The sequence below is a fragment of the Bacillus sp. ISL-4 genome, from assembly GCF_018613275.1.
GTDB lineage: Bacteria > Bacillota > Bacilli > Bacillales > DSM-1321 > Peribacillus > Peribacillus simplex_E.
Map to the genome: position 1 here is coordinate 126,341 of NZ_JAGGQN010000003.1, position 19,221 is coordinate 145,561.

At 39.7% G+C, this 19,221-nt stretch carries 23 protein-coding genes and 1 pseudogene; 8 read left to right on the plus strand and 16 right to left on the minus strand.

All coding sequences use genetic code 11. The annotated features are described in order from the left end of the window. Positions 1 to 65 precede the first annotated feature (65 nt). Positions 66 to 860 carry a hypothetical protein gene (locus tag J7J00_RS02305; RefSeq protein WP_214787121.1) on the minus strand — a complete coding sequence of 265 codons (795 nt, stop codon included), beginning with the start codon at positions 858 to 860 and terminating at the stop codon, positions 66 to 68. A 228-nt stretch (positions 861 to 1,088) separates the two neighbouring features. Then, entirely contained in the window at positions 1,089 to 1,409 is a 321-nt protein-coding gene (locus J7J00_RS02310; protein ID WP_192205136.1) for a DUF4870 domain-containing protein, read from the minus strand. Positions 1,410 to 1,633: 224 nt separating this feature from the next. Between J7J00_RS02310 and J7J00_RS02315 the strand changes: the two genes are divergently transcribed. From J7J00_RS02315 to J7J00_RS02330, 4 genes are all read left to right on the plus strand, one after another. Continuing rightward, on the plus strand, positions 1,634 to 2,413 hold the full coding sequence (locus tag J7J00_RS02315; protein ID WP_214787274.1) for an undecaprenyl-diphosphate phosphatase: 780 nt from the start codon (positions 1,634 to 1,636) through the stop codon (positions 2,411 to 2,413). A 333-nt stretch (positions 2,414 to 2,746) separates the two neighbouring features. Beyond that, positions 2,747 to 3,301, plus strand: a complete 555-nt coding sequence (locus J7J00_RS02320) for a GNAT family N-acetyltransferase (protein WP_101225221.1) — start codon at positions 2,747 to 2,749, stop codon at positions 3,299 to 3,301. Between the two features lie 205 nt (positions 3,302 to 3,506). After that, entirely contained in the window at positions 3,507 to 3,899 is a 393-nt protein-coding gene (locus tag J7J00_RS02325) for a CidA/LrgA family protein (protein WP_098369368.1), read from the plus strand. Further along, positions 3,874 to 4,557, plus strand: coding sequence for an LrgB family protein (locus J7J00_RS02330; RefSeq protein WP_214787123.1), 684 nt, complete (start codon positions 3,874 to 3,876; stop codon positions 4,555 to 4,557). The genes J7J00_RS02325 and J7J00_RS02330 overlap by 26 nt, the downstream gene beginning before the upstream one ends. Positions 4,558 to 4,599: 42 nt before the next feature. Here J7J00_RS02330 and J7J00_RS02335 read toward each other — a convergent pair whose 3' ends face one another. Together J7J00_RS02335 and J7J00_RS02340 are read right to left on the minus strand one after the other, a co-directional pair. Next, the gene (locus J7J00_RS02335) at positions 4,600 to 4,743 is read right to left on the minus strand and encodes a DUF2639 domain-containing protein (RefSeq protein WP_192205140.1); all 144 of its coding nucleotides are present in this window, start codon (positions 4,741 to 4,743) and stop codon (positions 4,600 to 4,602) included. A 52-nt stretch (positions 4,744 to 4,795) separates the two neighbouring features. Further along, the gene (locus J7J00_RS02340) at positions 4,796 to 5,884 is read right to left on the minus strand and encodes an undecaprenyldiphospho-muramoylpentapeptide beta-N-acetylglucosaminyltransferase (RefSeq protein ID WP_309487122.1); all 1,089 of its coding nucleotides are present in this window, start codon (positions 5,882 to 5,884) and stop codon (positions 4,796 to 4,798) included. A gap of 193 nt (positions 5,885 to 6,077) precedes the next feature. Here J7J00_RS02340 and J7J00_RS02345 point away from each other — a divergent pair, with 193 nt between their 5' ends. Beyond that, positions 6,078 to 7,190 (plus strand): mechanosensitive ion channel family protein, encoded by a 1,113-nt coding sequence (locus J7J00_RS02345; protein WP_286201145.1) that lies wholly within the window; start codon positions 6,078 to 6,080, stop codon positions 7,188 to 7,190. Between the two features lie 129 nt (positions 7,191 to 7,319). Beyond that, positions 7,320 to 8,675, plus strand: coding sequence for an MATE family efflux transporter (locus J7J00_RS02350; protein ID WP_214787127.1), 1,356 nt, complete (start codon positions 7,320 to 7,322; stop codon positions 8,673 to 8,675). 65 nt (positions 8,676 to 8,740) lie between these two features. Here the strand turns inward: J7J00_RS02350 and J7J00_RS02355 are convergent, their stop codons facing one another. Further along, positions 8,741 to 9,514: an SDR family oxidoreductase gene (locus J7J00_RS02355; RefSeq protein ID WP_214787129.1), complete on the minus strand. Its 774-nt coding sequence runs from the start codon at positions 9,512 to 9,514 to the stop codon at positions 8,741 to 8,743. Between the two features lie 216 nt (positions 9,515 to 9,730). On the opposite strand from J7J00_RS02355, the gene J7J00_RS02360 reads away from it, so the two are divergent. Beyond that, positions 9,731 to 10,141: an Hsp20/alpha crystallin family protein gene (locus J7J00_RS02360; RefSeq protein WP_286201146.1), complete on the plus strand. Its 411-nt coding sequence runs from the start codon at positions 9,731 to 9,733 to the stop codon at positions 10,139 to 10,141. A gap of 163 nt (positions 10,142 to 10,304) precedes the next feature. On the opposite strand, the gene J7J00_RS02365 is transcribed toward J7J00_RS02360, so the two are convergent. The 6 genes from J7J00_RS02365 to J7J00_RS02390 all read right to left on the minus strand — a co-directional run bounded on the left by J7J00_RS02365 (position 10,305) and on the right by J7J00_RS02390 (position 15,405). Then, complete coding sequence (locus J7J00_RS02365) at positions 10,305 to 11,051, minus strand: CAP domain-containing protein (protein ID WP_214787133.1); 747 nt, start codon at positions 11,049 to 11,051, stop codon at positions 10,305 to 10,307. A 446-nt stretch (positions 11,052 to 11,497) separates the two neighbouring features. Next, a complete protein-coding gene (locus J7J00_RS02370) occupies positions 11,498 to 11,935 on the minus strand; it encodes a FixH family protein (RefSeq protein ID WP_214787135.1) in 438 nt (145 codons plus the stop codon). Positions 11,936 to 11,954: 19 nt separating this feature from the next. Beyond that, on the minus strand, positions 11,955 to 13,370 hold the full coding sequence (locus tag J7J00_RS02375; protein ID WP_214787137.1) for a sensor histidine kinase: 1,416 nt from the start codon (positions 13,368 to 13,370) through the stop codon (positions 11,955 to 11,957). After that, on the minus strand, positions 13,367 to 14,053 hold the full coding sequence (locus tag J7J00_RS02380) for a response regulator transcription factor (RefSeq protein WP_098369359.1): 687 nt from the start codon (positions 14,051 to 14,053) through the stop codon (positions 13,367 to 13,369). The genes J7J00_RS02375 and J7J00_RS02380 overlap by 4 nt, the downstream gene beginning before the upstream one ends. A 5-nt stretch (positions 14,054 to 14,058) precedes the next feature. Beyond that, positions 14,059 to 15,021 carry a YncE family protein gene (locus tag J7J00_RS02385; RefSeq protein ID WP_214787139.1) on the minus strand — a complete coding sequence of 321 codons (963 nt, stop codon included), beginning with the start codon at positions 15,019 to 15,021 and terminating at the stop codon, positions 14,059 to 14,061. Between the two features lie 117 nt (positions 15,022 to 15,138). After that, a complete protein-coding gene (locus J7J00_RS02390) occupies positions 15,139 to 15,405 on the minus strand; it encodes a hypothetical protein (RefSeq protein ID WP_214787141.1) in 267 nt (88 codons plus the stop codon). 109 nt (positions 15,406 to 15,514) lie between these two features. Between J7J00_RS02390 and J7J00_RS02395 the strand changes: the two genes are divergently transcribed. Next, positions 15,515 to 15,757, plus strand: coding sequence for a DNA alkylation repair protein (locus J7J00_RS02395; protein ID WP_076366082.1), 243 nt, complete (start codon positions 15,515 to 15,517; stop codon positions 15,755 to 15,757). Positions 15,758 to 15,814: 57 nt separating this feature from the next. Here J7J00_RS02395 and J7J00_RS02400 read toward each other — a convergent pair. The 5 genes and pseudogenes from J7J00_RS02400 to J7J00_RS02420 all read right to left on the minus strand — a co-directional run. Beyond that, positions 15,815 to 15,961, minus strand: a pseudogene (locus tag J7J00_RS02400) (DUF2188 domain-containing protein); the annotation flags it as partial. A 66-nt stretch (positions 15,962 to 16,027) separates the two neighbouring features. Next, positions 16,028 to 16,954 (minus strand): CobW family GTP-binding protein, encoded by a 927-nt coding sequence (locus J7J00_RS02405; protein WP_214787143.1) that lies wholly within the window; start codon positions 16,952 to 16,954, stop codon positions 16,028 to 16,030. A 418-nt stretch (positions 16,955 to 17,372) separates the two neighbouring features. Then, positions 17,373 to 17,906, minus strand: coding sequence for a cupin domain-containing protein (locus J7J00_RS02410; RefSeq protein WP_214787145.1), 534 nt, complete (start codon positions 17,904 to 17,906; stop codon positions 17,373 to 17,375). Positions 17,907 to 17,930: 24 nt separating this feature from the next. Further along, positions 17,931 to 18,560, minus strand: coding sequence for a methylthioribulose 1-phosphate dehydratase (locus tag J7J00_RS02415; protein WP_214787147.1), 630 nt, complete (start codon positions 18,558 to 18,560; stop codon positions 17,931 to 17,933). Further along, positions 18,557 to 19,216: a 2-hydroxy-3-keto-5-methylthiopentenyl-1-phosphate phosphatase gene (locus J7J00_RS02420; protein WP_214787149.1), complete on the minus strand. Its 660-nt coding sequence runs from the start codon at positions 19,214 to 19,216 to the stop codon at positions 18,557 to 18,559. Before J7J00_RS02420 ends, J7J00_RS02415 begins: the two co-directional genes overlap by 4 nt. Between the last annotated feature and the right edge of the window lie 5 nt (positions 19,217 to 19,221).

A 19,221-nucleotide genomic window follows, 5' to 3' on the forward strand; every position in this document is an offset into this window, starting at 1 on the left:
TTAATCTATGTATTCCACTAAGATTATATCAAATATTTAAAAGATTTGCTAAAGGTTAACCCTAGTCAATTTGAACGATGATTTAGAGTGGCAGCACAGAACCCCAAGACGATGATTTTAGGAATTTCATCAACATTTGATGAAAAAGAAAGTATGGGTGTATTTGTCTTGAATCGTTTCCCCCACTCCAAAGGCATCCAGCCCTCTTGGTATGAAACGATCTTTTCCCCTTCTTTTGTGGCAATCTCGAATGAATTCACACTTCCCGGCGTTTCAATGGGCATCCATTCCGTACCATCTTCCTTATATATCATTCCATTAATCTTCACGAATGACCGATTTTCTTGATACGATCCAATTATGCCGCCCTGATCATCCATGATCGTCAATTTATTGAAAAGTCCCCTTTTGATATGGTACTTAGCCAGTAAACGCCCCTCATGGTCCACCAGTTCATAACGCTTGGCCAGGAGCATCGACAAGAAATTGGGTATCATCCACATGAACCACTTCATATTCAAATCCCGTACCTCGCCCATTAAAGACCCATTCGGCGCAAAGAGAAGCAGGCGCAATGTCGGTGCTGGCATAAAAGTCAACAAAATATGTTCATTTTTAAATAACCCAGCATTTGTCCCGATGTGTTCATCAGGTAATTCCTTCATTCTATTTTCATATATACGATGACTGACAAATTGGGCAATGCTAAAGAAAATAAAAGGAGACGTTATCAATAATATATTGCCCGGTATCATCGCAAAAATATGGCAAGTGAAAAATACAATGGCCAAAAGAAGTGATATCCAAGATGCATGAAAATTTGAATTGCTCGTTTTCTGATAATATTCACGTATATTCATATCCTGCTCTGCTCCTCACTCCTTACAAGAAAGATTGCCGCCTTGAACGAACATTGATTAGCAATACCACAAGCCGCCCGGCATCCACTTCCTAAAAGTGCATTGAAGTAGTTATCATAATACTTTATTCGCCTTAATGTGATCTATTCCCTTTTTAATGTAGGGCAATTCCAACTTGGTTCATAGAAAAAAGGACTCCGAATTGAACGGAATCCTTTTACATCATTACTATAATATCCTGAAAATCAACGGGAACCTATAATCCGTTCCTTCATAAGCCCTAATGGCAGCAATGATGGTGAATACGACTAAAGCTATCCCGATAACCGGCAATAGCAAGAATCCAACTAATACTATAGTGAGTATCCCTGCAACTATTGAATATACGGTGTAGGAAATGAAAAAATTCAGGTATTCCCTTCCGTGATAATCCACAAATTGTGACGAGTCCTTCTTCAATAACCAAATCACCAAAGGACCGATAAATGCTGTAAAAAAGCTGATCACATAAATAAGGGCAGCAAACACTCTTTCATCTTTAGTAGGCATAGTGTCTTCTCCTCCTTTCTCATATGAATAATTACGAATCAAGTGCAAAATAGTTTCATTTTTCCTCTCATTATATTCGAAAAAGGTAAAATTGGACTACCTTTTCTTCAAAAACCCAATTGGCAATACATATGACAAAAAATCAGAATATGTTCATCTGTCTTGTGCATACAGTTTAAATAATGGATGTCCCATACCTTCTAGAATGGAGTGATGTTTTTTTGCTGAACGAATTTCAAGCCTTCATCCTTGGGATCATTCAAGGCTTGACTGAGTTTTTACCTATTTCAAGCACTGGACATTTATATTTAGGACGGCATATTTTCCATCTTGACGAGGCCGGCATTTTTCTGGATACCATGCTCCATATCGGAACCTTGCTGGCGTTATTGGTCGTCTATAAGAATGACATTATTGCCATTTTGAAAAACCCTTTCTCCAAAATGACTCTGCTTCTCATTGCCGGGACAATCCCTGCAGTGATTGCCGGTATTTTACTCGGGGATTGGTTCGATGGCCTTTCAAAAACAGGTGTGACCATAGGCTGGGAATTTTTAGCGACCGGACTGATTTTATGGGTAGCGGACGGAGTAAGAAAAGGCGGCAAATCCCTTAATGAAATTTCGATTAAAGATGCCTTGATCATTGGTACCTTCCAAGCCGCTGCCATCATGCCTGCCCTTTCGCGCTCTGGCCTGACGATAGCCGCTGGCCTATTCTGCAGGCTGGATAGGGCCACAGCAGCCTATTTTTCCTTTTTGCTATCAATCCCTGCCATTACCGGGGGCATTGTATTTCAGATGAAACCGATATTTACAGGAGAAGTTGAACGGCTTCCACTCACTGCGCTATTCGTCGGAACCCTGGCAGCAGCAATCTTTGGTTATATAGCCGTAGTATGGATGATCGATTTCTTAAAAAAGCGTTCACTGAAAATATTCTCCATTTATGTATGGACCCTCGGCGCGATCATTTTATTCATGCAATTCACAGGTGAATTTTAAAGAAAAAAGCAGGCGAAAAAATCAGTTTTTCATGGAAAAATGCATACGTTTGCCTTTCAAATTCACCCTTGTTGAAAAAGTTGAAATTTGACGAAAAAAAAAGGCAAAAAACCTATTCCCAAACCGTTTTTTTTTTAGTATTATACCTTCGTAAGGTTCTTTTGATTTGCATACTTTCTGACAATAAAAATAGGGAAGGCAAATGGTGCGCCACCGGTTTCCGGTTCTAGTGGGTTCGATTCCCACCCCGAAATTTTTTGATGAACGACTTAAAAAATTTCGAGGGTGGGCAGCGACTACGCATAAGAACTGCCCTCAAACGGAGGGACGGAAATGTTAAAAAAGAGAGATTTCACAGATTGTTTTTCTCTTTATGAACAAATGACGCATCCAGATGTCTTCCCTTTCGTGCGCCATAAGGTAGATTCATATGAAGAATATGTTTTCATTACTAAGCAAACGATCGAAGCAGAAGATGCTGGGCAACTCATTTCACGAACAATCTTGGATGAATGGGAAAATCCCATCGGTTGTATTTCTTTATACGATATTGAAAATGGTGCAGGTTTCTTAGGCACATGGCTTGGCAAGCCTTATCATGGAAAAGGGTATAATGCCATTGCAAAAGACGCTTTCTTTAAAGAGCTTTTTTTCGAGCTCGGTTTGGAAACGGTCTTCATGCGTATTCGCAAAAAAAATATCCGCTCTATTAAAGCCGCAGAAAAACTTCCCTATGCCGTCAATGCCAACGAAACAAGAAAATCCCTTTATGATCAGATCAATCATGAAGAAGATATCTACGATTTGTATGAAATCCCTAAAGATTTATACACCTTTCATATCCTTAGACAGCATGATGATGACGAACAGCAGTTACTTGAAGCATAGAGCGAAGAACATTTCAACATGGCTTTGTTTATCTTTTCATATAATGGCCGGAGCTTCCAAACCTGGAAAGCTCTTTTTTCCATTTTCACAGGATATTTAAGGTCGATTGCTGCAAATCCCTATTCTTTTTAGGGATATTTTTTTATAATGAATACAATTGACCAATTCAATAATATATTCAAAGCGTCATTGAAAGGACTTAATCATGAAAAAAACATTTGCTTTTATCGTGCAGCTCATCTTCCTGCTCATCATTTGCAAGCTTGGCTATTATTTAGCCAATTTACTTCATTTACCCATACCAGGCAACGTCATCGGCATGATTTTATTATTCGGTTTATTACAGACGAAGGTTATAAAAGTCGAATGGATTGAACTTACTTCAGGATTTTTGGTAAAGCACTTAGCCTTTTTCTTCATTCCCATTTCAATCAGTTTAATGACCATGGGATGGCTTTTCATTGAATTCGGTTTGCCATTGGCACTAACATTGGGAGTCAGCCTGATTTTTGGATTCATCGTTTCAGCTTGGACCGTTCAGAAGCTATCCCATAGAGGAGAGGTTAAGCAGCATGACAGTGTTCATCACAACTTATAGCATCTTGATAACCATCCTTGCCTATTTCATTGGAAGGAAAATATATGCTAAACATCCATCACCTTTTACGACGCCCGTATTTTTCAGTACGGTTACAATTATTCTCGTACTGCTGATCAGCGGTTTGGACTTCGAAGATTATTCACCAGGAAAAGACATCATCACCTATTTCCTGGGACCGGCTACCGTTGCTTTGGCCGTACCACTTTATAAAAATAGAAAAATAATCGTTAAATATGCAATGCCGGCAATTAGCGGCATGATTTTTGGTCTTCTAGTCACATTGATCATTGCCTTTGCCATTGCAAAAGCATTTTCACTTCCGCAATTCATACTCCAAGGATTGGCGGTTAAATCCATTACAGTGCCCATCGCTGTTGAAATCACCGAACTTTATGGCGGAAATTCCAATATATCAGCAGCCTTCGTCATTTTGACAGGGGTACTTGGTACGATGATCGCTCCAAAAATGATGGATAAACTGAACATTACGATGCCTTTCGCACGCGGTATCGCTTATGGTACGATCGCTCATGGTCTCGGTACGGCTCAAGCAGCCCAGGAAAGTGAGTTTACCGGGGCTGTCGCAGGTGCGGCAATGGCTATCGCAGGTATCCTTATTTCCTGTTTCTTTCCTTTTATAAGTAATTTCCTATAAAAAAGACCGCAACGTCAACGACGGTGCGGTTCTTTTTATGATTTATTTTTTTTGCAGATCGTCGTATAAACGCCTTAGAATATACGTTTTATACAGCTCCAGCTTTTTTTTCTCAATTGGATGATAGCTAATCCCTGCGGCTTTCAGCTGCTGAATGAACCACCCTTTGGAATATTCATAAGCCACTCTACCCCCTCCTCTGTTCGAAAAAGATATGCTACATAGAGGGGAATGATACTTATTTTTTTGCACCCATTACTTTAAGTAGTAATTCATACATTTCAGCTGCCGTTTTGAATGGGCGTTTTTGACGCATTTTCTCCTGATATTCATCCGATTGTTTCACTAAATCCGCTAATGTAGCATTAAAAATCCGGTCATTTAGCTCTTCTTCTTCGATGACTTTACAAAAACCCTGTTTTTCAAAGCTTGACGCATTCAGGATTTGATCTCCACGGGATGCATTGGCACTTAGAGGGATAAGTAACATCGGCTTTTGTAAAGCAAGGAATTCAAAAATTGAATTTGAACCTGCCCTTGACACAACCACATCAGCAGCCGCCAAAAGATCGAACAATTCTTCATGTACGAATTCAAAAGGAGCATATCCCCTTTGTTTCAATTCCGTTTTCACATTTCCCTTCCCGCAAATGTGAATAATCTGATAATCCTTTAATAAGGCATCAAGGTTATCTGTAATTAAATTATTGATTTTAACGGCCCCAAGGCTTCCTCCCATAACGAGCAACACTGGTTTGTTATTCGTGAATCTACAAAATGCCTTTCCAGCAGAAGCGTTTCCAGTAAAAATCCCATCGCGCAATACAGCGCCAAGATACATTGCCTTCTCTTTAGGAAGATCCTTTTCCGTTTCCTGGAAAGTAGTGAAGATTTTAGATGCAAGCGGCATGGCAATCTTATTAGCCAGACCAGGCGTATAATCCGATTCATGTATCGCGATCGGTATTCTCAGCATCCTGCCTGCCAAAACGACTGGAACCGAAACGAATCCACCTTTAGAAAAAATGAAATCCGGCTTGGTCTTTTTTAATATTTTTCGTGCATCAAAAATCCCTTTTATGACCCGGAAAGGATCTTTCATATTTTCAACAGATAGATAACGCCGGAATTTTCCAACGGAAATCGTTTCATAACGGACCTCGGGAAATTCCGTTTCGATGATATTTTTTTCAATGCCTTTTTTTGATCCAATATAAGTAACATCCCAATCATGCTTTAAAAATTCCGGGATAATTGCTGCATTAACAGATACATGACCGGCAGAACCGCCTCCGGTAAATACTATTTTCTTAGTCAATATTTCCACCTTCCAAACTTAAAAAATCACTTTGCATCCATATTACCATATATCCTTGCCATTAATAACTTGAAAAAGTATTCAGTGATTCGCTAAATCCCAATGATGAATGTAATCATCGATTATTTTTCCTTTTTCAGCATGAATATATTATAATCTTAGTATTCTACAATACTACAAGATACATTGGAGGAGTAATACATTGCAAGAAGTTTCTGAATCACTCGATCAATTTGATGGAATCGAAGCCTGGACCAAATTAGGAATTTCCATTGGCATTTTTCTAATTTTCCTTTTGCTTCGGAAAGTATTTACTACATATATATTCAAGTTCTTTCTACGAATTGCAGAAAAACGTAAAGTAGAATTTGCCGCCAACTTAATGCTCGCTATAGAACAGCCGGTAAGATTGCTTATCGTTTTGATTGGTGTCATTATATCCATGCACTATTTTCCGATCGACTCACCTTCGATTGAATTCAGATCGAAAATATACAGATCGTTTTTTGTCTTCATATTCTTTTGGACGATTTTTAATATCAGTTCGATCTTAACTATATTATTCCCGAAATTGGTAAGTAAATTCGGACTTGAAGTCGATGAAATCGTCATGCCGTTCTTTACGAAAATAATAAAATTAATCATCATTGCTTTTGGTGCCTCCATCATTGCGGAAGAATGGGGATTTAATGTCGATGGATTTGTTGCAGGGCTTGGTTTGGGTGGATTGGCTTTCGCTCTTGCCGCTAAAGATACCGTCAGCAATTTCTTTGGAGGTATCGTCATCGTTACCGAAAAACCTTTTACCATAGGAGATTGGGTCAAAACTCCAAGTGTGGAGGGAACCATTGAAGACATCACATTCCGAAGCACAAAAGTTCGGACTTTTGCTCAAGCTTTAGTTACAGTCCCAAATGCGACCCTATCGAATGAACCGATCATCAACTGGTCAAAGATGGGCAAAAGACAGATTGCCTTTCATTTGGGCGTGAATGTCACGACACCAAAAGAAAAATTGGAAAATGTCATTAAAGAAATTGAAAAAATGCTCATTGATCATCCTGAAGTACATCCGGAAACGATTTTGGTTAAATTTGATGAATTCAGTCATTCCGGTTTCAACCTTTACCTTTATTTCTTCACGAAAGCGACGGACTTTGGAGGATATTTATCAATCAAAGAAGATGTGAACTTTAAAATAATGGAGATATTGGAACAGGAAGATGTACAAATTGCCATTCCATCACAGGCATTCATTCTTCAAAAAGACTCAAATTTGGAAGCCATGAATGATTTTGAATCCATGCGCGACTAACAAAAAGACTTGCCCAATACGGCAAGTCTTTTTTAGCTTCAAATAAAAACTCTTAAAACATCACATCCTTATGTGATATAATTCTTTCATTGTGTTGAAAATTCCAAATATTGATATTGAGGTACTTTGATGAATCAGACTTATACTAAATCACAAAAGATCCGGCTGTTATTTTATATATTGATACCTATCCTGATCACCCAAATCAGCATGTATGCCATGACATTTTTTGATGTGATGATGACGGGACAATACAGCACTCAGGACGTTGCTGGCGTCTCCATTGGCAGTTCGCTATGGACACCCGTTTACACCGGGCTGAGCGGGATATTGATTGCCTTGACGCCGGTGGTTTCACAGCTGCTAGGTTCCAGGCAGTCTAAATCCGTTTCCTATTCCGTGATGCAGGCCATTTATTTAGCTGTCGCTTTAGCCATGATCATTTTAATCATTGGGGCGTTTTCTTTGAACCCCGTATTGAGTGCCATGGACCTTGAAGATGGTGTCCACATGGTGGCTCATGATTATTTGATCGCCCTTTCACTCGGGATCATTCCTTTATTCATTTATAATGCGTTGAGGGCTTTCATCGATGCTCTGGGACAGACTAGGATTTCCATGATCATCACCTTATGTGCACTCCCGGTAAACGTCCTTTTTAATTACCTGTTAATATACGGGAAGTTTGGATTCCCTAAACTTGGCGGTGTCGGTTCCGGTTACGCCACTGCCATTACGTATTGGTTAATTGCCCTTGTGGCCATCCTTGTTGTGATAAAAATCAACCCATTTTCGACATATGAGGTTTTCAGTGAATTTTTCCGGGTTTCCTGGAAAGAATGGAAGGGCTTATTATTGATTGGAGTACCAATCGGACTGGCTATCTTTTTTGAAACAAGCATTTTCTCGGCCGTCACCCTTTTAATGAGTAAATATGATACCGTGACAATTGCATCGCATCAGATTGCCATGAATTTTGCGTCACTGCTTTATATGATCCCGCTAAGTATATCCATGGCATTGACGATCGTCATTGGATTTGAAATTGGGGCAGCCCGTTATAAAGATGCCAAAGAGTATAGCTGGATTGGCATTTCGATGGCATTGACGATGTCGCTCGTTTTGTCGACCATCCTATTCCTCTTCCGCGAACCTGTAGCCTCTTTATACACAAAAGACCATGAGGTAATGATGCTGACATCACATTTCTTGATATATGCCATCTTCTTTCAGATATCGGATGCCCTGCAGGCACCTATTCAGGGTATTTTGCGTGGATATAAAGATGTAAATGTCACATTTGCGATGTCACTTGTCTCCTACTGGATTCTCGGGCTTCCCATTGGCTATTTCTTTGCAAAGTATACGGATATGGGAGCCTATGGGTATTGGATCGGCTTAATTTCCGGCTTGGCTCTCGGAGCTATAGGCTTGGCGGCTCGCTTACGGTTCATACAGCAAGTAAAATATAAAAAAATGGCATAAAAAAAGAGTGGGACTGGATTATACCGGCCTCACCCTTTTTCATTCTGAATTCAAACTCTAAACCACTAGGCTTTATATATTTTCCCAAGAACATCCTTACCGCCTGTTACCGGTATGATGCTGCCGGTAATGAAATCTGATTTTTCATCACAAAGGAACGTGATGACCCTCGCTATATCTTCACCTGTACCCGGTCTGCCGACTGGAACCGTATCATCCTTTACTGCTCTTGCGACCCTAATTTCCTCCTCTTTCCAGTCACCTACGATATCACCGGGACAGACCATATTCACGGTGATGCCATGTGTAGCTTCTTCGGCAGCTAAAGTTCTTGTCAAGGAGGTCAAGCCGCTCTTTGCAGCAGCAAAAACAGAACGATAGATCCAACCTGGTGCAGTTTCACACCGTTCAAACCCTAATGTAATGACTCTACCCCATTTTCTACTGCGCATATGTGGAATAAGCTCTTTCACAAAATAGAAAAAACCATTTAAATTTCCATCCATGATGTACTTCCATTCATCACTGCCATATTCAGTCATGGGTTTACGCTCATGCATATATGGCCCTGCGTTATGAATGAAAATATCAACATGACCAAATGACTCCGAAATCTTTTGCAAAATATTCAGGCAATCCTCCTCACTTGACGAGTCACCTTGAATCGCAATTGCCTTAACATGGTACTTATCCTGTAATTCATCCACTAATGCTAAAGCTGCCTTTTTACTTTTTCGATAAGTAATGATAATGGACATTCCATTATCCGCGAGTGAAAATGCCATCCTTTTGCCGATTCCAGTTGCTCCACCAGTAATAAAAGCTACTTTTTCATCCACAGGCTTTACCCTCTTTATCTAATGGATTTTACTTAATTATACATAAGTTTATTCCATTTTCTATAATTTAGTAATTATAAAAAAGAACCTATGGGCTTTAGCTGCATAAAATATAACAAATAAACCTGTCAGACAAAAAGCAGGAGAGAGGAATTCAATATGTTTCCCTGGAATTCACTTTTTTCTTTTAAGAATAACCCGAACCAGAAGGACTTCATGAAAAATATGCAGCAAAGTGATGTACAATCGTTCATCGAAAAAGTATTTTCACAAGTCATCCCTGACAATATGCAAGGTATGATGAACCAAAATGATGGCGGCTCACAAATAGTAAAAGCCAGATCTGAACATCCTTTACATGCCGAAGTATTTGAAACCCACTTATATGTCTTTGTAAGAATTCCCATAGAAGATGAATCTTGGCTAAAAAAAATGAAACTTTACCATACATCTAACCAATCCATCATCGAGGGGATTCCTGAAGAGTCAGATCGGCATGTCATTACACTCCCCGCACTTGTTAAGAAAAAAGGGGCATCGGCCCAATATAAAGAATCAACATTGGAAATACGTCTTCAGAAAAGTTTCAATACCCAGTATTCAGAAATCGATGTATCCGAGATATAAATTGCTACACACCGGGACCTCGCTAATAATAAGGTGCGGTTCCTGTTATTTTTTTGGTGCCAACCTTTTTTAGATTTCGATGTATTTTATTTCATGGAATGATCCATTCTCGCAAAAAAAAAGCGCACCCCATGTTAATGGGATGCACTTTTCTATTAATCTATTATTTTCCGATGAATTGTTGAGTCCAGTAGTTACCAGATTCTACGTAACCTACTCCGATATGAGTAAAGCTAGGGTTCATGATGTTTTCACGGTGTCCTTGGCTATTCATCCAAGCTTGTACCACTTCTTCAGGTGTTTGTTGACCTTGTGCGATGTTTTCGCCAGCTGTATTATAGCTGATTCCGAATTGTTTCATCATATCGAATGGTGAGCCGTAAGTTGGGCTATTGTGATCAAAGTAGTTTTTATCTTTCATGTCTTGAGACTTGATACGTGCAACTTTGCTCAACTCAGTGTCGATTTTAAGAGCTGCCAAACCTTGTTTTTCACGTTCTGCATTAGTTAATTTAACAACTTGTTGTTCAAAAGCGCTTAATTCAGAGTTTGTCTCTTGTTTTTCATCAGTTGATTTATTAGGTGTTACTGGTTTTGCTTCAGGTTTTGCTTGGTTCGTTGTTCCAGCTTCTTGCTGAACTGGTTTTTGTACTGGTTTTTGTACTGGCGTTTGAACTGGTTTTTGTACTGGTTTTTGTACTGGCGTTTGTTGTGCCTGCGCTGCAGGTAAAGTGATATTGTATTTAGCTAGGTATTGGTTAAGGACTTTTTGCATATCCTCTTTATTAGTAGATTTAAAAGTTACTTGATTCACAGTATCACAGTTGGCTGCTTCAGCTTGGTTAGCTCCTACTCCTGTGAATATAATAGCTGCAGCCGCTGCTGCTGACATAAACATTTGCTTTTTCATTCGTATTTCCTCCTGTGATGTTCATTTTTTGTTGTGCTTTGCTTCTGGAATTATCATAACATGCACTTTTTGTAATAAAGGCTCCATCAATTTCCATCAAATTCACAGGGTGCGAATGAAAATATATTTATGATCCAAGTTTCAGAGAAATCTTGCAAAAATGCTTTAACTATCTATGTTTCTGCCAGTAGTATAAATACTCATATTCTCCCAGTAATTCCTTGTCAATGGTAGTTACATAGAACTATTTCCATTGAATACTAATAAATTTTAATTGACATATCATTTCCAACCTGATTTTTATGACTTTCTTTACTTTTATGTTACAAATTTTTCAGTTTAACTTCGACATTTCGTCATTTTCCCTCTATCGTCTTGAATATTTTTCCAAATAAAAAACAATCCGGTTTTAAACCCGAATTGTTTTGATTTCGATGGTATATTCATCATTTCATTTCTTCATCATTCATCTCGTCCATTTCCTTTTTTTCGCCATTTTGTTCAGGAGTGCTTGGTTTGCCTATTACGAATTCTTTCTTTGGCATGTTGTGCATATCCCTTGCAGTTACATGGGCATATACATAGTAGGTTCCTTCTTTATCAAAATTCTTTTCCAATTCATATAGGCCGTTCCCTTTATGTTTCACTGCGATCTTGTCATGATCATCGCTATTCGCAAGCCAAATTTCAAAACTGACATCATCCGCATCTGTCACAGCTTCATCCCCATATGTTACTTTTGCCTGAAATTTCACAGGCTCATTCACTTTACCCTGAATTGGATCGACAGCTAAATCGACATTTAACATTTTCGGAATTTCCTCTTCCTTGCCGCATCCAGCCAAAAAAATTAACGCCATGCAAAATAACATGATTTTTTTCATTTTTGAACGTATCCCCTTTTTATGAATTCCATTCTTCTTTTATAATCGGTAGGATGACCCTGACTTTTGTTCCCCTTTTTTCCTTGCTTTCTATTTCGATTTTACCATTTTGTAATTCCACCAATTTTTTAACAATGGACAGTCCAAGCCCTGACCCGCCATCAAAACGGCTGCGTGCTTTGTTCACTCGGTAAAAACGATTCATGATATATGGCAGATCCGCTTCCGGAATCCCGTTACCCGTGTCAGTAACCAGCAGTTCGCAATCATCTTTATGCTGAATTAAGGTAATATGGATCGCTCCTCCGGAATCCGTGTACTGAATGGCATTATCAATAATGTTATGTAGGATCTGTTCCATCCTTCCTTCATCCCCCAAAATAATCGGGTCTGGATCCAGATCTAGCTGCAAGCCCAATTGCTTTTCTTTTATTATCGGTTCATATTTCACAAGTACGTCTTCAATGAATTGCGCATAGGCAATCGGGGTTTTATTTAACATGAATGGATCACTATCCATTTTTGATAAGTCCATCAGATCTCCCACAAGCCGCTGCAGCCTAAGAGCCTCCCTTGAAATGAGTTGAAGGTATTTCCTTTGCTCTTCATCATTTTTCACGACACCATCCAATATGGCCTGCGTATAGCCCTTTACGTAACTAAGCGGGGTTCTGAGCTCATGTGCAACATTTTCTAAAAATTCTTTTTTTCTTTCTTCTTCCATATGGATGGAATTGGCCATATCATTAAAGGCCATTGCCAGTTTCCCTATTTCATCATGACTCCTTACCTCGACCTGTATGTCATAATTCCCCTCTGAGACACGATGGGCTGCAGTCTCGATTTCCTTAATCGGACTGACTAGCTTTTTCAACCATTTCGTAGTAAACAAAATCGCGACAATCAAAAATAATAGAACTGCCGCCATCCATTTTGCGGCAAATTCCTTGAGTAATACCGTAATGGAATCTACAGGAATATATGTATAGATGATACCTTCGAGCCGATTTTCGTCAATAAGGGGTATGATCGCCGCTACGATGTTCTTTTCAAATCTTTTCTCATAGCCCTCTTTTTCAACGGCTTTCCCATCTAAAAGCATTTGCCGTTCTTCTTCAGAAATAAGGGTGTCATAATTGATTTCAAAAGGCAGACAGGCACTCAATTCCCTCGGATTGTTGACGACAAAGACCTCGCTGTCATTCTTACTGTTAAACCATTCAACTTTTTTCTTGAAATCTTCGCTGATTTCACCGCCGGAGTAATCCGCCCCTAGCAATGACGCTTCATTGACTAAATCTGTTTTAAGCTTCTCCACATATAGATTTTTATAATAATATTGAGAAAGTGAATAAGCGAACAGCACGGATAGGATGATGGCGGTGATGATGGTGAGCCATAATTTAAAAGAGAGGGTTCGCCATTTATTGATCATTTCTTTTCCTCTATCTTATAACCGATTCCCCAGACGGTTTGAATGTAATCGGCTGCTCTTAATTTCATTCGTAACGTTTTGATATGGGTATCCACGGTACGTAAAGATCCTCCATACTCCCCGCTCCATACATTTTCAAGCAGCTGTTCCCGGCTGAGTGCCTGGCTTTTATGACGCATGAGGAATAAAAGCAATTCGAATTCCTTCAAGGTTAAATTGATTGGCTTCCCTTCCACCAAAACCGTTCTGGATTGTAAGTTCAAGCTAATTTTACCGAACCGGACATGGTTTTGACTCTCTTCATTCAATGATAATTTCCCTGTCCTCCGCAATACCGCTTCGACCCTTGCAACCAATTCTCCTGGATTGAACGGTTTGACGATATAATCGTCGCCACCAAGCTTCAGCCCTTTCACCTTATCCCATTCTTCACCTTTCGCACTGACAAAAATCACAGGGATCTCCCAATTTTCACGAATTTCTTCACAAACGGAGAAACCATCCATACCTGGCATCATGATATCCAAAAGAATTAAATCCACTTCCTCTGTTTCAACCATACTAATAGCTTCTTTTCCATTCGCAGCTTGAAGGCATCGATAACCTGAGTTCAGTAAATACATTTCAACTAGATTTCGCATATCTTCTTCATCATCCACGACTAAAATGGTGTAAACATGCATGTCATCTACTCCCTCAACATCAATTGGAACGGACCTTCGCCGACTTTGATCGTTTTTTTAACATCGACTGTTTCAGCATCCATTACGTACACTTCATCACTATCATATCCCGCCACGATCACATCTTCGTTAAAGCTAGCCATTTCAAAGGGGTTGACGCCGACCACTTTGCTTTTCACTTCCTCATATTGATCATTCAATTTATATAAGGAGCTTGTACCATGACTAAGGACAAATATGCCTTCTGCATTCTCAAGGAACTTTATCGGCATGGTTGGGGCCTTCAGCTTATTCTTCAACTCTCCCGTTTTTGCCGAATAAATATATAGATTTTCTTCCACTTTGTCCCCATCACCGTGCCCTCCGATCCATATTTCATCCTTTTCTTCCCTTAATAATGTGCCTGTGCTGGAACTATGTACGGGAAATTCAAAATCGACCTTTTTCGTATCAAGATTTATCACAGAACATTTGGTATCACCAAAATTAATAACATACAAACGATTCGCTTGCTCCCCTTGAAGAACGGTCAGGGGGCTTTTACCAACCTTGACAATATCCTGTTTCTCCCCATCTGTATTTAAAAAATAAATGGAGTGATTCGATTGGTTGACCGCCACGATGCTTTTTCCATCACGTAACAACTGCATATTAACGATCCCTTTGCCAATTTCCCAACTGTTTATCAGTTTTCCTGCTGATAAAGAGTACACTTGGACTTTCTCCATCTCTTTTCCATAAAGCAGGATAGTATCTTTGTCTGCCAGGAGCAGGGCTCCGGTAAATGGTTCTGAAATATCCCATTTTGCAAATGGATGATAGTTTTCATCTATGAAAGTCAGTGAGGTATCCTTGATATTGACAGTCGCCAGGAAAGATTCACTTTTATTGATTTTAGTAAATGCATTACCGCTATTACACCCAGTAAGCAGTACGATGGCAAGAAAAAGCCCAATGCCCCACTTCATATTTTAAGCTCCTTATTCATTAAATATCTATTTTTTAAAGATTTTAACAATGATTTGTGAAAAAAGTATGAAGCAGAAAAGAATATTTGCTAACAAGCATCTGTAACACCTCGGAAATTATAATCTTTCCAATTCAGTGATATAGGCCATGACGATCGCATTTTTCATTTCTTCAGAAAGAGAAGATTCCATCACGCGTTTAATACAGAGGTAAAATTTCTCCAATACTGGTTTTCGGGCACGGGGATGGGCATTTTCATCCAAAAGCTCACGGCGGATGAGTTCCGACAACACTTCCCTTCCACCTCCATCGGTCATCTTACGATTATTCCATATGCTTAAATAAGCCACCAGTAATTCTTCTTGCCTGACATTTTCTTTCATAGTATCCCTTCCATCCATTACTAATTTATACATATTAATGTTCGAGTTTGTAAAGACTATCTTAATAATACGATCATGCTTTTTAAAATTCAAAAAAGGAGTGAGTACAATGTCTCAAGTATACCGCTGTCCGAATTGCCGGACAAATAAATCTCGCTTCAATCTCATTCAGCAAGTAGCAACACCCATTAAAAAGGATCCACAGTCAGGTGAGATTATTGAACAATATTCGAATGATTCCCTTCAGCCATTCCATCTAGCATATAATGGTCCTGAAGTTCGGGTTCAATGTGCTGCTTGCGGATTAATAGAAGACGAAAAGACATTTGCCGCCTTTGGAATGCAACAATAAAAATGGTCAGACCCCTAAATGGGTCTGACCATTTTTTCAATCTTTTCCTACTGATATCTTAGCCCGGTCTATGGCGATTGGAATGGCTTTTCCATCCTCATATCCTTCATCCAATAATGCATTGGCGATTTCTATAGCCTTTTCCCTTACATCTTTATCTAGATTCTTCATCGAGTTTGGGTAATCGTTCTTATTCCATGGCACTAATACCGCCTCCTTGATAAGAAAGTCTCCTTTTTATGTTTCCCTTCTTTAAAGGGCGGTAAACTTTTATCGGGCCGCTTTCAATTCCAAAGCTTTCAACTGACCGATCAACATTTCCTTATCCAACTTTTCCCCGATCATAACGATATTCAATGGCATTTTCATCATTTCATTCATATACATCGGCATTCCGTAGGAGTATTGGAATAAATGGGGGTATTGTGAATGTGTAAAGGAAATGTATCCTTTCATTCGATAGACCGTTTCCGGCAGAGCCCTAAGCCACTCTTCAAAGTCGGTTTGTGCCACGGCTCCTTCAAATGTATGAACGACTGCAGTTAAATGCAAATGGTCATGTACATCAAGCTTTTGATGGCCATTATGCCGTTTTCTTTGCATCTGCTGCAATGATGCCAAGGATACGGCTGCATACTCCGTCAATAAACATACAGCATCCGAATTCAGCGCCTGTATCGTATAATTCAGCTGTGCGGCCTCCATCTCACTTACTAAATCCGCTTTATTCAATAATATGAAATCGGCATGGTGGATTTGCTCGGCAAGCAACTGTCGAAGCTGCGGAGACAGTTCCTCCCGATCGCGCCACCTTAATAAATCGACGACAGTGATAATCCCTTTATACTCCAGCCTTTTGGCGAAAATCGGTGACATGATGCCATCCAATACTTCAACTGGATGAGCTGCGCCCGTCGTTTCAATATAAACCGCATCCAGTTCATTTTCCGTTAGCAATTCATGAAGCTGAACCTCCAGTTTATCTTGAATTGTGCAGCAAATGCATCCGTCAAACAACTCCTTAAGAGGCACTCCATCACCAATGAGTCCGCTGTCAACCGATACACTGCCAAGCTCATTTAATAGCACGGCCACTTTTCTACCCGCTTCACTTTCCTGTTTTAAAATATTTCGAAGAAACGTCGTTTTCCCGCTGCCGAGAAAGCCGCCCAATATGTACACTTCTGTTGTTTTCATTCTTATCTGCTCCTATGATCCGGTTAAATTCGATTCCCGTTAAATTTTATCATACTTATCTTACTAAAGCACTTGCCGGATCCACATAAAAAAACCAGCCCGCAAGCTGGTTTCAGACATAGACAAATTCGAAGAAAAGCGAGTTCGACTGCAGTTTTTTATTTAAAAACGTTCCAGTCGATTTCAGAAATCCGCTCCCTTTCCGCCGACTGTCTGCCAAGCGTCTGTGAGGTCTCGGCTAACCAGTTATTCGGCAGGAGTGTCGCAAATTTCTTCAATTCAATAAGGATTACCGTAAAAAACCATTAAGGATAATCTGGTTTTGTTTTTTAAAATCATGGTTCGGGATGAGACCATTCCGATTTCCCTTTTGTCGACAAATTGAACCCAGCCCGTTAGCTGGTTTTTCAAAAATGATTCATGCTTGAACTTCATCTTTTTCGTAAATCGGCACCCATCCTGCCGCTGTAACGAAAATACGGACAGCAACAGTTTTCCTATCTTCTGCGAGCGTGAAATAATGTCTTGTTGATTCTGGTACACTAATAAGATCTCCGGGATTAAGACGTACATCAAACCACTGTGTATCATTGCCTTCAATGGCAAAGATACTCGTCCCCCCCGCTATGAAACGCACTTCATCATCTTCATGGTGGTGTTCCTGCTTAAAGTTTTCAAGCATTTGATCCAAGTTCGGATTTGCATCTGATAATGTGATGATATCATGCGCTTTATAGCCTCTTCTTTCAGAAATTTCCGCTATCTCTGATTGGAATGTTACAAGGATTTCCTCCTTGTCAGCATCTGTTAGATCGTATTTTTCCACAAGATGGGCCGGTAATTTAGAAATGTCCCATTGCTCATAAATAACCCCTTGTGTTTCTAAAAACCCTTTTACCTGTTCACCGTTTTCAATAACCTCGTTTGTTTCATGGAATCTGATCGTCGCCATCATTCATACCTCCTCTATGAGTGTTTATCTTAAAGAACCTGCAAACGCCTTTTGTTGATTAAGCAACAGTTGGTATTGAATTAAAAATTCGCAAGCTTCAAGTATTCTTTTTGCTTCGAGTCCGCTTTTACCCCAAACCGTGATGCCATGATTGCGGATCAGCACGGCGCCAGAGTCTTCTTCGACATGCTGCTTGAACTTTTCGGATAACAGCGGAATGTCAGCGTGATTATATATGATTGGAATCCGAAGCTCCGAATCTTCCTCCCACCGACCGGTCGCTTTAATGATTTCATGATTACGAAAGGAAACCTGGCCTTCATCTCCGTACAATTCTGATATCACATTATTTTCAACAGTATGCACATGGAGTACACAGTTCGCATTGGTTTTCCGGTAAATGACTGTATGAAGTAAAGTTTCGGCCGATGGTCTTAGGTTCGTTTCTTCAACTGGTTTTCCTTTTAAATCCACCAGTAAAAAGTCCGAATCCGTTTGCTTCCTTTTATCCTTACCGCTTGCCGTAATATAAAAGAAAGGGCTTTTGGGCTCGCGGATGGACAAGTTCCCGCTTGTTCCCATAAACCAATCCCTTTCGGCCAGTTCAGCTTTAATATCTGCCAACTCCCGCCATTCTTTAGAATGATTGTTCACGCTTTAACCGCCTCCTGCTGCTTTAAAATATCAATTACATCAAAAAATGTTTCAAATCCTTGATGTGGAATTCCTTCCCTATCGCATTTTTCAAGCAGTATGTCACGGGCTATGACAAAATCGGCCTGTTTTGCCGCTTCAAAATCCGTTACTGAATCTCCAATAACGAACTTAAAATCTTCCGCATCCGCTATTTCCCTCATAATGGATGGCTTGCAGCAACCGCAATCATTATTACATTGATCATCACAAGCATGCGGCCACTTTATATAAATCTTTTCCTTATCAAAAAATGCATGGTTGCAATAAACGGACTCTGTTGGCAAGATATCATTTAAAAGCGGTGCAATGAAAAAATCCATTCCCCCGCTTACTATATATAAAGGGATGTTGGCTTGTTTCGTATACTCAACGAATTCATAAAACCCTGGACGAATGCCGGCCGTCTTTCTTACATATTGGATGATGTCATCCTTCATGCCACTATCAAGCAGTGAAAACATATCTCCAACTCCTGAAGATATACTGATTTTTTGCTGAAGGACACCATCTTTCAACGCTTCCCATTCCGGAGGCGCAAATTTTTTCATGATGGAAATGATATTATCCGTGTTGGTGATCGTTCCGTCAAAATCACAAAAGATGATCGGTTTCATTATTT